Source organism: Bradyrhizobium sp. CCBAU 53338 (assembly GCF_015291665.1).
Lineage (GTDB): Bacteria > Pseudomonadota > Alphaproteobacteria > Rhizobiales > Xanthobacteraceae > Bradyrhizobium.
This window is the reverse complement of sequence record NZ_CP030048.1, coordinates 1,029,868-1,042,809: the sequence shown is the minus strand read 5'-3', so window position 1 is coordinate 1,042,809 and position 12,942 is coordinate 1,029,868. Positions and strand designations below refer to the sequence as shown.

Annotated in this window: 15 protein-coding genes; 10 read left to right on the top strand and 5 right to left on the bottom strand. The window is 63.7% G+C overall.

The genetic code is table 11. The annotated features are described in order from the left end of the window. Positions 1-56 precede the first annotated feature (56 nt). Positions 57-1,379 carry an urea ABC transporter substrate-binding protein gene (gene urtA, locus XH90_RS05030; RefSeq protein ID WP_194479500.1) on the bottom strand — a complete coding sequence of 441 codons (1,323 nt, stop codon included), beginning with the start codon at positions 1,377-1,379 and terminating at the stop codon, positions 57-59. Positions 1,380-1,883: 504 nt separating this feature from the next. Here urtA and XH90_RS05025 point away from each other — a divergent pair. The 3 genes from XH90_RS05025 to XH90_RS05015 all read left to right on the top strand — a co-directional run bounded on the left by XH90_RS05025 (position 1,884) and on the right by XH90_RS05015 (position 4,240). Continuing rightward, positions 1,884-3,449 (top strand): DEAD/DEAH box helicase, encoded by a 1,566-nt coding sequence (locus XH90_RS05025; RefSeq protein ID WP_194479499.1) that lies wholly within the window; start codon positions 1,884-1,886, stop codon positions 3,447-3,449. A gap of 23 nt (positions 3,450-3,472) precedes the next feature. Continuing rightward, on the top strand, positions 3,473-3,760 hold the full coding sequence (infA, locus tag XH90_RS05020; protein WP_008131890.1) for a translation initiation factor IF-1: 288 nt from the start codon (positions 3,473-3,475) through the stop codon (positions 3,758-3,760). A 267-nt stretch (positions 3,761-4,027) separates the two neighbouring features. Continuing rightward, entirely contained in the window at positions 4,028-4,240 is a 213-nt protein-coding gene (locus XH90_RS05015) for a cold-shock protein (RefSeq protein ID WP_148776819.1), read from the top strand. A 109-nt stretch (positions 4,241-4,349) separates the two neighbouring features. Here XH90_RS05015 and XH90_RS05010 read toward each other — a convergent pair whose 3' ends face one another. The 4 genes from XH90_RS05010 to XH90_RS04995 all read right to left on the bottom strand — a co-directional run bounded on the left by XH90_RS05010 (position 4,350) and on the right by XH90_RS04995 (position 7,214). Next, positions 4,350-4,925: a TadE/TadG family type IV pilus assembly protein gene (locus XH90_RS05010; protein ID WP_194479498.1), complete on the bottom strand. Its 576-nt coding sequence runs from the start codon at positions 4,923-4,925 to the stop codon at positions 4,350-4,352. Positions 4,926-4,947: 22 nt separating this feature from the next. Then, on the bottom strand, positions 4,948-5,526 hold the full coding sequence (locus XH90_RS05005) for a TadE/TadG family type IV pilus assembly protein (protein WP_194479497.1): 579 nt from the start codon (positions 5,524-5,526) through the stop codon (positions 4,948-4,950). Between the two features lie 208 nt (positions 5,527-5,734). Next, a complete protein-coding gene (locus XH90_RS05000; protein ID WP_194479496.1) occupies positions 5,735-6,235 on the bottom strand; it encodes a pilus assembly protein N-terminal domain-containing protein in 501 nt (166 codons plus the stop codon). Between the two features lie 151 nt (positions 6,236-6,386). Next, positions 6,387-7,214 (bottom strand): sterol desaturase family protein, encoded by an 828-nt coding sequence (locus XH90_RS04995; RefSeq protein ID WP_194479495.1) that lies wholly within the window; start codon positions 7,212-7,214, stop codon positions 6,387-6,389. 255 nt (positions 7,215-7,469) lie between these two features. On the opposite strand from XH90_RS04995, the gene XH90_RS04990 reads away from it, so the two are divergent. The 7 genes from XH90_RS04990 (at position 7,470) to XH90_RS04960 (ending at position 12,932) form a co-directional block, all read left to right on the top strand. Beyond that, positions 7,470-7,634 (top strand): Flp family type IVb pilin, encoded by a 165-nt coding sequence (locus tag XH90_RS04990; RefSeq protein WP_079851750.1) that lies wholly within the window; start codon positions 7,470-7,472, stop codon positions 7,632-7,634. Between the two features lie 74 nt (positions 7,635-7,708). Beyond that, entirely contained in the window at positions 7,709-7,852 is a 144-nt protein-coding gene (locus XH90_RS04985; RefSeq protein WP_194482914.1) for a hypothetical protein, read from the top strand. A 125-nt stretch (positions 7,853-7,977) separates the two neighbouring features. After that, on the top strand, positions 7,978-8,502 hold the full coding sequence (locus XH90_RS04980) for a prepilin peptidase (RefSeq protein WP_194479494.1): 525 nt from the start codon (positions 7,978-7,980) through the stop codon (positions 8,500-8,502). Between the two features lie 128 nt (positions 8,503-8,630). Continuing rightward, complete coding sequence (cpaB, locus tag XH90_RS04975; protein WP_194479493.1) at positions 8,631-9,428, top strand: Flp pilus assembly protein CpaB; 798 nt, start codon at positions 8,631-8,633, stop codon at positions 9,426-9,428. Positions 9,429-9,439: 11 nt separating this feature from the next. Further along, positions 9,440-10,915: a type II and III secretion system protein family protein gene (locus XH90_RS04970; RefSeq protein ID WP_194479492.1), complete on the top strand. Its 1,476-nt coding sequence runs from the start codon at positions 9,440-9,442 to the stop codon at positions 10,913-10,915. 20 nt (positions 10,916-10,935) lie between these two features. Then, entirely contained in the window at positions 10,936-11,670 is a 735-nt protein-coding gene (locus XH90_RS04965) for a CpaD family pilus assembly protein (protein ID WP_194479491.1), read from the top strand. Continuing rightward, a complete protein-coding gene (locus XH90_RS04960) occupies positions 11,667-12,932 on the top strand; it encodes an AAA family ATPase (protein ID WP_194479490.1) in 1,266 nt (421 codons plus the stop codon). The genes XH90_RS04965 and XH90_RS04960 overlap by 4 nt, the downstream gene beginning before the upstream one ends. Positions 12,933-12,942: the final 10 nt, after the last annotated feature.

The window sequence follows — 12,942 nt, the reverse complement described above, 5'->3', positions numbered from 1 at the left end:
AGAAGGCGGCGGAATAGCCGCCTTCTCCCGTCGTGCAGTCGAATGTCAGATCCGGATCAGGAGCCGGAGCCGAGGCACTTGTTGGTCTTGGTGTTGAAGTTGCCGCACTTCTTGCCGACCCAGTCGCCGATCAGGTCCTTGGAGCCGTCGAGCTCCTTCGACCATGCGTCGCCGGGGACGAGGCTCGGGGTCTTCCAGACCACGTCGAACTGGCCGTTGCCCTTGATCTCGCCGATGAACACCGGCTTGGTGATGTGGTGGTTCGGAAGCATCTTGGCGATGCCGCCGGTCAGGTTCGGCGTCTCGATGCCGGGAAGCGCGTCGATCACCTTGTCCGGATCGGTCGACTTCACCTTCTCGACCGCCTTCACCCACATGTTGAAGCCGATCACGTGGGCTTCCATCGGGTCGTTGGTCGTACGCTTCGGGTTCTTGGTGTAGGCCTGCCAGTCCTTGATGAACTTCTCGTTCGCCGGGGTCTTGATCGACTCGAAGTAGTTCCAGGCGGCGAGATGGCCGACCAGCGGCTTGGTGTCGATGCCGGCGAGCTCCTCTTCACCCACCGAGAACGCGACCACCGGGATGTCCTTCGCCTTGATGCCCTGGTTGCCGAGTTCCTTGTAGAAGGGGACGTTGGCGTCGCCGTTGATGGTCGAGACCACCGCCGTCTTCTTGCCGGCCGAGCCGAACTTCTTGATGTCGGCCACGATCGTCTGCCAGTCGGAGTGACCGAACGGCGTATAGTTGATCATGATGTCTTCCTGGGCGACACCCTTCGACTTCAGATAGGCTTCCAGGATCTTGTTGGTGGTGCGCGGATAGACGTAGTCGGTGCCCGCGAGCACCCAGCGCTTCACCTTTTCTTCCTTCATCAGGTAGTCGACGGCGGGGATCGCCTGCTGGTTCGGAGCAGCACCGGTGTAGAACACGTTGCGCTCGGACTCTTCACCCTCGTACTGCACGGGGTAGAACAGGATGTTGTTGAGCTCCTTGAACACCGGGAGCACCGACTTGCGCGACACCGAGGTCCAGCAGCCGAACACGACCGAGACCTTGTCCTTGGTAATCAGCTCGCGCGCCTTTTCGGCAAACAGCGGCCAGTTCGAAGCGGGGTCGACAACGACGGCCTCGAGCTTCTTGCCGAGCAAGCCGCCCTTCTTGTTCTGCTCGTCGATCAGGAAAAGGATGGTGTCCTTCAGCGTGGTTTCGCTGATGGCCATGGTGCCGGAGAGGGAGTGCAGGACGCCAACCTTGATGGTGTCGTCCGCGGCCTTCGCGCCGGAAATGGACGCCAGACCGAGCATCAGTCCAGTGGTCGCGGCGAGCACGCCGCGGCGGCTAAATGACGCCGCTATATCGTGAATGGATTTGGTAGGCATGGATGTATCATCTCCCTGACGCAGACGTGAAAAACGCTGCGAAACGGCCCCACGGCCGCCTGCGATTAACGGAATCGCAAGAACCATGCCATGGCCTGGGCACCTGCCAAGTGATTGGTCGGCTTCAATAATTTCGCCGCAATCCAACTTTAGCCGCGATCTGACTGCTCAAAACTTGAGCGAACAAAATGTATGCTTACGCGGCAGCCAGTTCATTTTTTGAGCAAATCAGTGTCGCTGGCTAAAATTCCGGCATAACTATTTTTGCACTGCAATCGACGTCAGCCGACGATCCGCCTTGAATGCGCCCCGTCAATGTTCCATATGAGAGGGGAGATCGCTTGCGAATCGAGCGATCGTAGCGAGCCGCGTGTTCTTAAGCCCTTACGGGCCTCTGGCTTGCCCCATATCCTCCAAGCCATCCGACACCCCAAACACGCAGGTGTCTTCTCGACACCCTTTTGCGCGCGCCCCGCTGATTGCGTCGGGCCGATCGCATTTGACATGGAAAGAACCCATCTTTTGACTTCGTTTCAGGACTTCGGCCTCGCCGAACCGATCGCACGTGCTCTCGCCGAAGAGAATTACGTCACCCCGACCCCCATCCAGGCCCAGACGATTCCCACGGCCCTGACCGGCCGCGACGTCGTCGGCATCGCCCAGACCGGCACCGGCAAGACGGCGTCCTTCGCGCTGCCGATCCTGCACCGCCTGCTCGAAAACCGCATCAAGCCGCAGCCGAAGACCGCCCGCGTCCTGGTGCTGTCGCCGACCCGCGAACTGTCCGGCCAGATCCTCGACAGCTTCAACGCCTATGGCCGCCATATCCGCCTGTCCTCGACGCTGGCCATCGGCGGCGTGCCGATGGGCCGCCAGGTCCGTGCCCTCATGCAGGGCGTTGACGTGCTGGTCGCGACCCCCGGCCGCCTGCTCGACCTCGTGCAAAGCAACGGGCTGAAGCTCGGCAGCGTCGAGTTCCTCGTGCTCGACGAGGCAGACCGCATGCTCGACATGGGCTTCATCAACGACATCCGCAAAATCGTCGCCAAGCTGCCGATCAAGCGGCAGACGCTGTTCTTCTCGGCCACCATGCCGAAGGACATCGCCGAGCTCGCCGACGCCATGCTGCGCGATCCCGCCCGCGTCGCGGTGACCCCGGTCTCCTCGACCGCCGAGCGCATCAACCAGCGCATCATCCAGGTCGACTTCGCGTCCAAGCCTGCCTTCCTGACCAAGCTCCTGAAGGACGAACCGATCAACCGAGCCTTGGTGTTTACCCGCACCAAGCACGGCGCCGACAAGGTGGTGAAGACGCTCGAGCGAGCCGGTATCCCCGCGAGCGCCATCCACGGCAACAAGTCGCAGAACCATCGCGAGCGGACGCTGGCGCAGTTCCGCTCCGGTGAGATCCGCACCCTGGTCGCCACCGACATCGCCGCCCGCGGCATCGACGTCGACGGCATTACCCACGTCATCAATTTCGACCTTCCCAACGTCCCCGAGACCTATGTGCACCGCATCGGCCGCACCGCGCGTGCAGGTGCCGACGGCACCGCGATCTCGCTGGTCGCCGGCGGCGAGGAGCTCAGCTATCTGCGCGACATCGAGCGGCTGATCCGCGTGGCGCTGCCGCGCGAGGATCTGCGTACCGATGCGGGCCGCCGCGACCCGGGCGCCCCGGCGCCGCAGCAGCGACAGGGGCGGCCGGGCGGCCGCCCGGGCCAGCGTCCGCAAGGCGCGCGCCACGGCGACGCACGGCGCAGCGACGAACGGCATGGCGACAGTCGCCACCACAGCTCCGGCAAGCCGGGCGACGGACGGCCCGGTGAGGGCCGCCACGGCGAGGCACGGCACGCCGATGGCAGGCATGTGGACGGACGGCCCGGCAACAGCGCGAAGAGCTCTCGCCGCCGCCGCTCCGGTGGTAAGATGCACTCATCGTCAAACGACCGCCCGGAACAGCGTTCCGCGCATAGCGCGGGGGCGCCTGATGGGATACAAGGCGTGGCCTTTTTGCGCCGTGAGAGTCGGCCGAACGGCCACCCGAACCGCAAACCCCATTCGCACTAGCCGTCCACGACCTGGAGAAATTCATGGCTAAGGAAGAGCTGATCCAGTTCGAAGGACTGGTCACCGAAATCCTCCCCGACGCGCGCTACCGTGTGCAGCTCGACGCCGGGCACGAGATCGTCGCCTACACCGCCGGCAAGATGAAGAAGAACCGCATCAAAACGCTGGCGGGAGACCGCGTGACGGTGGAGATGTCGCCCTACGACCTCGAAAAGGGCCGGCTGATTTTCCGCCACAAGGACGAACGTCCGAGCGGAGTGGGTGGACCTCCCCGTCCTGGACAGCGCGGCGGCCAGTTCCGTCGCCGTTAGTGGGCTCCCGCGCGCGAGCGCGGCATTAAAATGCCGACCAATATGCTGATCCGCCGGGGACATCACGGCGGATCAAAAAATCGTGCACGTCCGGATTGTTTTGCCGCCTTGTTTCCAATAAAATCCAGTCATCGATTTTCGGCCGGACGACATTAGCATCCACCGGTACAGCCGGTTCAGACACGCTGACGACCCTTCCAGAAATTCGATCTAACCGGCCTGCGCAAGCGGGCTCTGACATTGTGTATCTGAGAAGGAACTACCCCCGTGAGCATGGGAACCGTGAAGTGGTTTAACGCAACCAAGGGCTTTGGCTTCATCCAGCCCGACGATGGCGGCAAGGACGTGTTCGTTCACATCAGCGCCGTCGAGCGCGCCGGTCTCGGCTCGCTGCGCGAAGGCCAGAAGATCTCCTACGAGATCGTCGCTGATCGCCGCTCCGGCAAGTCGGCTGCCGACAATCTCCGCGACGCAGGCTGATTCCCCCCGCGCGCCTTAGGGCGCACGGACGGGTCAGCGCGAGCGCACTGAACAAAGGAAAAGGCCGTGCGAATGCACGGCCTTTTTCATGTCGGGCGAGCGGATGCGCTCAATAGGTCGTGCAGGCCGTGGCCGGGCTGTAATACACGCAGGACGATTGGCGCGGGCGGGTATAGGCGACGTCGCTGAGCGTGATCGAGTTCTTGAGCACGTAGCCGACCGAGGGCGTGTAGTTGTAGCTGACTTCGCTGAAGATCAGATAGGTGCCGGCGATCGCGAGCGTCGTGGGAATCGAGACCGTCGACTTCTGGGTCCGCGGCGCCGACCCCTTGCTCCACTGAACATGCGCCGTCTGTGTCGAATCCACGTAGAGCTCGGTGATCGTCGCCAGCACCGGCGTCGCGGAATACGGCGTCATGATCGCGGTCGAGGCCGCGAAGAAATTGGTCATGTCGGTATCGGCGACCGACGTCGACTGCGAGGTCAGGTCCGACAGCGTGCGGGCCATCAGCGTCACCTTGCGATCGATTGCCACGGCCGACGAGAATTCGACCGTGCCGAAGAACATCACCAGCATCAGCGGCACGATCACCGCGAATTCGGTGGCCGCAAGACCCCTGCCATCGGCCAGGAACTCATACGCGGAGAAACGGGCCGCCCGCCAGAATTTCGCAATCATCCGCATCGCTCTACCCGGTCCGTTGGTCTCAATAAGGCTCGTTCTTGAATGCGGCCGTGGCCACCAGCAGCCGCTTGCTGGTGCTGCCGCAGCCGATGTTGTAGCCGAGCCCGGTGACGAACAGTGGCCACTGATAGAACAGCCGGACCACCACGATGTCGCCGGCATTGCCCGCGCTGTAGTTCATGTTGGTGTCGAAGTTGCAGGCCGCATCGAGATGGGTAGGCAACGTCACGGCCGAGAAGGACGAGAAGCTGGTGACGTCGACGTACAGGCTGTTGCAATCGAACAGCGCAGGGATCTGGCTGCAGACGTAGCTCTTGAACGTCGCTTGCGTGCAGGCCGTGGCGACGCCGCCCACCGCGCAGGCGCTCACTGAACCCGACTGCGCCTGGCCGGTCAGCACCACGCGCGCGGAATTCTGCGTGATGGTCTCGAGCACCTGGCCCGAGAAGAACACCAGCGCCGTCTCGATGATGGCAAACAGCAGTGCGAAGAAGATCGGTGCGATCAGCGCGAATTCGACCGCCGCCGATCCGCGGCGATTGCTGCGAAATCTGCGCATTGCAGTCCGGAGCGTGAACCTCGAAGGTGCAGGCGATGGCATCGCGTCAAATTCCCCAGCGGCGGCGATCATTGCCCTGACCAGTACCGGAAACTGATTGTTTAAGTGTTTCAGGCAATCCGCACCGGCCGGGCCGCGTCGTTAAGAGCGGGTTAACCACGCCGCCGCCATCGCAAGGTGGGACCCAGGCAGCAGTGACGGCGCGAGACCGGAGGTCCCGCCGGTCGCCGGTCCAGACGCCTTTGTTTTGCTAGTTCGTCTTCGCAGCCGGCGCGGCCGCGGTGCCGCTGGCGTTGCTGTTCAGCGAACCGGCCTGGCTCATCGTGTTGTTGAAGTATTGATCGCTGTCGCCGAGCGTGACGCGACGCTGGCAGAGCGGCATGCAACTGTAGGACTCCCGCTCGATCCCGCGATAGACGGTGACAAGCTGGTCGCTCGGGCCTTCGACCTGGATCTGCCGGTCGACCAGGATCTCGCCGCCGCGATCGAGCGCGATGAAGTTGGTGGCGCCGTAGCCTTTGCCTGTTACGACGATCATTCCGCCTGGCTGAAGCGTGACGTCGGCGATCAAGGGATTGCCGACCACGATCGTCGCCACCTTGCCGGGCAGCCGAACCAGCTTGGCCTGGTCGACATTCACGGCGATGGTATCGACGGTGGGCTCGGCAAGGCCGATGGCCGGCGAAGCCAGCACGGCAGCCGTGGCCAGAAGACAGATGCGCGCACGACGGCGCAGGAACTCTTTACACATACTCTTACCCCGGGACGTCACAAACCGGCATGATCGATCAGGAAGCGGAGCCGGCGCCCGACCCGGTTAACCTGCCTGTAATTCGTGAACGTTCCGCAAATTCGCCGACTATTGTTCTAACGGACTGCCGCTTTGTCAGCGCCGAGAGCGCCTAGTGCCGGAACGGGTAGGCAAGCTGACCGGGGAATTCCTTCGGCATGGTCGCTTCGTCCTTGCCATAGTCCTGCGGCAGTTCGCCCTTCGGCATACGGAAGGTCCCGAACAGCACGTCCCAGATCGGGAAGGTGCCGGCGAAATTGGTGTCACCGCCATCTTCAAGCGGGGTGTGGTGCCAGCGGTGGAACACCGGCGTCGCCAGCACATAACGGAACGGCCCGAAGGTCCAGTTCAGGTTGGCGTGCACGAAGGCCGAATGGAAGGTCGTGAACGGACCGACCCAGATCATCACGTTCGGCGAAATGCCGGCCATCAGCAGCACCACGTCGACACCGATCGTGCCGAGCATCAGGTTCACCGGATGGAAGCGGGCCGCCGAGATCCAGCTGATCTCCTCCGAGGAGTGATGGATCGCATGGTATTTCCAGAACTCGCCGCCGTGAAACAGCCTGTGCAGCCAGTACAGCATGAAGTCGGCCAGGACCAGGAACAGCACGCCCTGCAACCAGAGCGGCAGTTGCGACAGCGGGCCGTGGCCGTTGTCGTAGAAGGCGATCAGTTCGTCGGCATCGTGGATGTTGAAGACGAAGCCGGCGGTGACGATCAACAGTCCAATCCGCATGGTGCGAGCGAACACCGGAACGAAGAACCAGTAGCAGACGTCGGTCACGATCTCCCGCTTGCGCCACCACGACGGACCGGGATTGCAGGCCCAGAAGTGCTCGAGCACCGTGAACACGGCCGCGAGCATGAAAGTGACGGGGATCACCTTCTCGATCGTCTCACCCAGCATCAGGGCGACTTGCATGGGCAGGCTCGACATCAATCGCTTCTCTTCCAGGCTGCTGATCCGTCTTACGCCTACTCCGTGAAATTTAAGGGAGGGTGAAGTTGACGCGAAGTTCGGAACTGGACCGAATTGCGACAGCCCCCTTAAGGCGAAATTCACTGTGGCCAAAAGCATCGCGCAAGAGGCGTGTTTGACCGATCGAATTAACCCCGCCGAAAGAGCTCGGCTCACATGGTCGGTGCGTCAAGACACCGCCGAACGGCGACCTCAACCAGATGGAGTTAGTTCATGAAGAACCTGATTGCGCGTTTCGCCAAGGATGAATCCGGCGCCACCGCCATCGAATACGGTCTGATCGCCGCCGGCATCGCGCTGGCCATCATCACCGTCGTCAACAACCTCGGCACCACGCTGAACACCAAGTTCGGCTCGATCAGCTCCTCGCTGAAGTAAGCCGACCAACGAACGACGGCAAAAGCCCCGGACCTCCGGGGCCTTTGTTTTTCTGGCGTAGGCGAGTTCCAGTGGTGTTGCGTAAGCACAGGACCGATGCCGCGGTTGCGGCGAACGAGGCGGACACGGCGCGCACCGACGCGTCGGCCTATTGGGTCTGCCTTGCGCTGCTGCTCGCCATGGTCACGCTCGCGATGCGCATCGCCACTATGTGGTGAGATCGCCGGCGTCCGGCTACCGGCCATGAGGCCGCTGCGGCCGTTGTCGGTTTGTTTAACACTGCCCAATAGCATGCGCCGACGCCCGCGATCCGGCAACAGACTGAAGGCCTCAAGACGCAGCCATGATCCTCGACCTCGCGCGCCTTCTGCTCTTCCCGGCCCTGATGGCGTTCGCAGCCGCCAGCGATCTCTTCACCATGACGATCTCGAACCGCGTCTCGCTGGCGCTGGTCGCAGGCTTCTTCGTGCTCGCCTTTGCCGGTGGCATGGCACCTTACGACGTGCTGAGCCATGTCGGCGCCGGCGCGCTGCTGCTCGTCGTGGCCTTCACCTGCTTTGCGATGGGCTGGATGGGCGGCGGCGACGCCAAGGTCGCGGCATCCGTTGCGCTCTGGTTCGGCTTCGCCCAATTGATGGACTTCCTGCTCTACGCCTCGCTGTTCGGCGGAGCATTGACGCTGCTGTTGCTCCAGTTCCGGCAATGGCCGTTGCCTTACGGGCTTGCCGGCCAGGCCTGGCTCGCACGGCTGCACGACAAGCAGACCGGCATTCCCTACGGCATCGCGCTCGCGCTTGGCGCATTGCTGGTCTACCCCGAGACCGAATGGGTGAAGGCGATCGACCTCGCTCACCTCGCACTGGGCTGAAACGCCTCGGATAAACCCGGCGTTAAGGCGATTTAGATACGCCTCATTAACCATGCTTTGACGAATAGCTGGTCAACTGCCGATTACGGCGGCGGCAGCGTCGCGGCGTTCTGTGGAAAGTGAAGCGTATGAATAGGGCACGCATAGTCGTCCTGACGGTCGCCATCTGCGCCGGCGGTATCGCCGCGTACCTGGCGAGCAGTTCGGACTCTGCGCCGCCGCCAACGGCTCCGGTCGCGCAGCTCCCCACCACCGACGTTCTGGTCGCCAAGAACGACATCGGCCTCGGCCAGACCGTGAAGCCGGAAGACGTGCAGTGGCAGACCTGGCCGACCGCGACCGCCAGCTCCACTTTCATCCGCCGCAGCGAGCGCCCCGATGGCGCCACCCAGGTCACCGGCTCGATTGCGCGCGCTCCCTTCATCCAGGGTGAGCCGATCCGCGACCAGAAGCTGGTCAAGGCCGATGGTTCCGGCTTCATGGCTGCGATCCTGCCGACCGGCATGCGGGCCATCTCCACCGAAATCTCGCCGGAGACCGGCGCCGGCGGCTTCATCCTGCCGAACGACCGCGTCGACGTGATTCTCACGCGGCGCCTCAAGAACCCGGATCAGAGCTCCGGCGCCCCCGACATCATCAAGTCCGAGATCCTCCTGGCGAATGTCCGCGTGCTGGCCATCGACCAGGCTCCGAAGGAGAAGGACGGCCAGAACTCGGTGATCGGCAAGACCGTGACTCTTGAGCTCAATCCCGCACAGACCCAGGCGCTTTCTTCGGGCCGCCAGGCCGGAACGCTGTCGCTGGCGCTGCGCAGCATTGCCGACGTCAAGATGAGCGAGATCACACTCGACGACTCCGCGCAGAAGCGCGAAGGCGTTTCGATCATTCGTTACGGCGTTCAAAGCCAGGCGTCGAAGGCACCATGAGGACAGTCGACATGAAGTGCAGGGCAGATCTTACGACGCTGCGGACCTCGATGGTCCGAGCCCTGTCGTTCTCGGCCGCTCTCGCGCTGACGCTCAATCCCGCGCTGACGCCCGTGATCGCCGCGGATTACCGTCCCGCCGCACCGGTTGCGACCGACGGCCAGATGAACGCCCGCTTCCTCTCGCTCGGCATCGGCAAGTCGATCGTGATCGACCTGCCGCGCGACATCAAGGACGTGCTCGTCGCCGATCCCAAGATCGCCAATGCCGTGGTCCGCTCGTCCCAGCGCGCCTACATCATCGGCGCCTCGGTCGGCCAGACCAACATCGTGTTCTTCGATTCCGCCGGCCAGCAGATCGCCGCCTATGACATCGCGGTCAAGCGCGACCTCAACGGCGTGCGCGCGGCGCTCAAGCAGATCCTGCCCAATTCCGACATCCAGATCGACGGTATCGGCGACGGCGTCGTGCTGAGCGGCACCGCGGCCAGCCCGGTCGAAGCGCAGCAGGCCAACGATCTTGCGGTGCGCCTTGCCGGCGGCGCCGACAAGGTCGTGAACTCGATCGTGGTCCGAGGCCGCGATCAGGTCATGCTGAAGGTGACGGTTGCGGAAGTCGCGCGCAACATCGTCAAGCAGCTCGGTATCGACCTGTCGGCGAACCTCAACTACGGCACCTCGGTGGTGAGCTTCACCAACTCGAACCCCTTCACCGCCTACGGCCGCAACCTCGTCGACGGCAACAATCTGACCACCAAGTTCGGCGCGACGCCGTCGGTGCAGGCGACCCTGCGCGCGATGGAGACCGCGGGCGTGGTGCGCACGCTGGCCGAGCCGAACCTGACCGCGATCTCCGGCGAATCCGCGACATTCATCGCCGGCGGCGAATTCCCGGTGCCGGCGGGCTATGCCTGCGATCCCACCACTCACGTTTGTACCACCCAGATCAGCTTCAAGAAGTTCGGTATCTCGCTGAACTTCACGCCGGTCGTGCTGACCGAAGGCAAGATCAGCCTGCGGGTGATGACCGAGGTGTCGGAGCTCTCCAACGACAACGCGATCACGCTGTCGCAGGCGGTGACCTCGAGCTCGGTCAACTCGCTGACCGTGCCCTCGATCAAGACCCGCCGCGCCGAGACCTCGCTGGAAATTCCCTCCGGTGGCGCGATGGCGATGGCCGGCCTGATCCAGGAGCAGACCAAGCAGGCGATCAGCGGATTGCCGGGCCTGATGCAGCTCCCGATTCTCGGCACGCTGTTCCGCAGCCGCGACTTCGTCAACAACACGACCGAGCTGGTCGTGATCGTGACGCCTTACATCGTGCGCGCAGCGGCGCCGAAGGACCTGTCGCGGCCGGATGACGGCTTTGCGGCGCCTGCGGACCCGCAGGCCCAGCTGATCGGCAACGTCAACCGCATCTATGGCGTGCCGGGCCGGGCCGAACCGGCAAGGAACTACCGCGGCACCTACGGCTTCATCACCGACTGACGCGGAACGGGGACATAGTCATGATCACAACACGACCCCAAACCCGCTACCGCGCCGCCGCCCTCGGTGGCGCGCTCGTCGGTATCGCGCTCGCGCTCGGCGGCTGCCAGCACGACGAGGTGGCCACGGCTTCCATTCCCGACGACTACAAGCAGCGTCATCCGATCGCGATCGAGGAACAGAACCGCTCGATCGTCGTGTTCGTCGGCCACGCCCGCGGCGGCCTGACCGCAGCCCAGCGCGCCGACGTGATGGGCCTTGCCTCGACCTGGATGCATGAAGGCACCGGCGCCATCCATATCGACGTGCCCGCGGGAACGCCCAATGCGCGTCCGGTTGCGGAATCCATGCGCGAGATTCAGGCGATGCTGGCGGCGGCGGGCGTGCCCCCTCGCGGCATCATCTCGCGCCCCTACCAGCCGGAAGACAAGCGCTTCCTGCCGCCGATCCGGCTGACATATTCGAAGATCGCCGCGGTCGCGGGCCCCTGCGGCCTGTGGCCCGAGGACCTCGGCCCATCGATCAAGAACAAGAGCTGGTTCGAGAACAAGGAATATTACAACTTCGGCTGCTCTTATCAGCGCAACATGGCAGCCATGGTCGACAATCCGTCGGACCTCGAGCAGCCCAGGCCTGAAACTCCCGCCTACACGGCGCGGCGCATCACCGCCTTCGAGAAATATCGCAAGGGGACGCCGACGACGACCACCTATCCCGAGGCCGAAAAGGCCAAACTAAGCGACACCGGCAAATGATCAGCTACGCGCGTCAGACCCAGGAAGAGCAGCCGGAGGCCCCGCCGCCGGCCGAGGAGCATATTGCGCCCGCGCCGCGTGTCTCGGTCCAGGCCTTCTGCGAAACCGTGGAGACAGCCGCAGCCGTGCAATCGGCCGGCGAGGACCGCCGCCTCGGCAAGGCTCATCTCAAGATCCAGATGGGCGGCATGGCGGCTGCGATCGAAGCCTATCGTTCGGCGCCAACGCCGAACGTGATCGTGCTCGAGAGCGACGCTCGCAGCGATCTGCTGACCGGGCTCGACCAGCTTGCCACCGTTTGCGACGCCGGCACTCGCGTGGTCGTGATCGGCCGCATCAACGACGTCATGCTCTATCGCGAGCTGGTGCGCCGCGGCGTCAGCGACTACGTGCTGGCGCCGGTCGGCCCGATCGACGTCGTGCGCTCGATCTGCAATCTGTTCTCGGCGCCGGAAGCCAAGGCAGTCGGCCGCATCATCGCGGTGGTCGGCGCCAAGGGCGGCGTCGGCGCTTCCACCATCTCCCACAACGTCGCCTGGGCGATCGCGCGGGACCTCGCGATGGACGCCGTGGTCGCCGATCTCGACCTCGCCTTCGGCACCGCCGGGCTCGACTACAACCAGGACCCGCCGCAAGGTATCGCGGACGCGGTATTCTCGCCCGACCGGGTCGACACCGCCTTCATCGATCGCCTGCTGTCGAAATGCACGGACCATCTCAGCCTGCTGGCGGCGCCGGCGACGCTCGACCGGGTCTATGATTTCGGCACCGACGCCTTCGACGCCGTGTTCGACACGCTGCGCTCGACCATGCCGTGCATCGTGCTCGACATTCCGCATCAATGGTCGGGCTGGACCAAGCGCGCCTTGATCGGTGCCGACGACATCCTGATCGTTGCGGCCCCGGATCTGGCCAATCTGCGCAATACCAAGAACCTGTTCGATCTCCTGAAGGCCTCGCGCCCGAACGACCGTCCCCCGCTGTACTGCCTGAACCAGGTCGGCGTTCCCAAGCGGCCGGAGATCGCCGCCACCGAATTCGCCAAGGCGATCGAGAGCCAGCCGGTCGTCTCGATCCCGTTCGAGCCGCAGATCTTCGGCGCGGCCGCCAACAACGGCCAGATGATCGCGGAGATCTCCGCCAACCACAAGTCGATCGAGATGTTCCTCCAGATCGCCCAGCGCCTGACCGGGCGCAGCGAGACGAAGAAACAAAAGTCGTCCTTGCTTTCACCGCTGATTGAGAAGTTGCGGGGAAAATAGGCCGCCGCAT

Bases quoted from the DNA above. Each gene is read 5' to 3' on its own strand.
- urtA (WP_194479500.1), bottom strand. From the start codon at position 1,379: ATGCCTACCAAATCCATTCACGATATAGCGGCGTCATTTAGCCGCCGC.
- XH90_RS05010 (WP_194479498.1), bottom strand. From the start codon at position 4,925: ATGCGGATGATTGCGAAATTCTGGCGGGCGGCCCGTTTCTCCGCGTAT.
- XH90_RS04995 (WP_194479495.1), bottom strand. From the start codon at position 7,214: ATGTCGAGCCTGCCCATGCAAGTCGCCCTGATGCTGGGTGAGACGATC.
- XH90_RS04960 (WP_194479490.1), top strand. From the start codon at position 11,667: ATGATCAGCTACGCGCGTCAGACCCAGGAAGAGCAGCCGGAGGCCCCG.
- XH90_RS05000 (WP_194479496.1), bottom strand. From the start codon at position 6,235: ATGTGTAAAGAGTTCCTGCGCCGTCGTGCGCGCATCTGTCTTCTGGCC.
- cpaB (WP_194479493.1), top strand. From the start codon at position 8,631: ATGAATAGGGCACGCATAGTCGTCCTGACGGTCGCCATCTGCGCCGGC.
- XH90_RS04965 (WP_194479491.1), top strand. From the start codon at position 10,936: ATGATCACAACACGACCCCAAACCCGCTACCGCGCCGCCGCCCTCGGT.
- infA (WP_008131890.1), top strand. From the start codon at position 3,473: ATGGCTAAGGAAGAGCTGATCCAGTTCGAAGGACTGGTCACCGAAATC.
- XH90_RS05025 (WP_194479499.1), top strand. From the start codon at position 1,884: ATGGAAAGAACCCATCTTTTGACTTCGTTTCAGGACTTCGGCCTCGCC.
- XH90_RS04980 (WP_194479494.1), top strand. From the start codon at position 7,978: ATGATCCTCGACCTCGCGCGCCTTCTGCTCTTCCCGGCCCTGATGGCG.
- XH90_RS05005 (WP_194479497.1), bottom strand. From the start codon at position 5,526: ATGCCATCGCCTGCACCTTCGAGGTTCACGCTCCGGACTGCAATGCGC.
- XH90_RS04970 (WP_194479492.1), top strand. From the start codon at position 9,440: ATGAAGTGCAGGGCAGATCTTACGACGCTGCGGACCTCGATGGTCCGA.
- XH90_RS04990 (WP_079851750.1), top strand. From the start codon at position 7,470: ATGAAGAACCTGATTGCGCGTTTCGCCAAGGATGAATCCGGCGCCACC.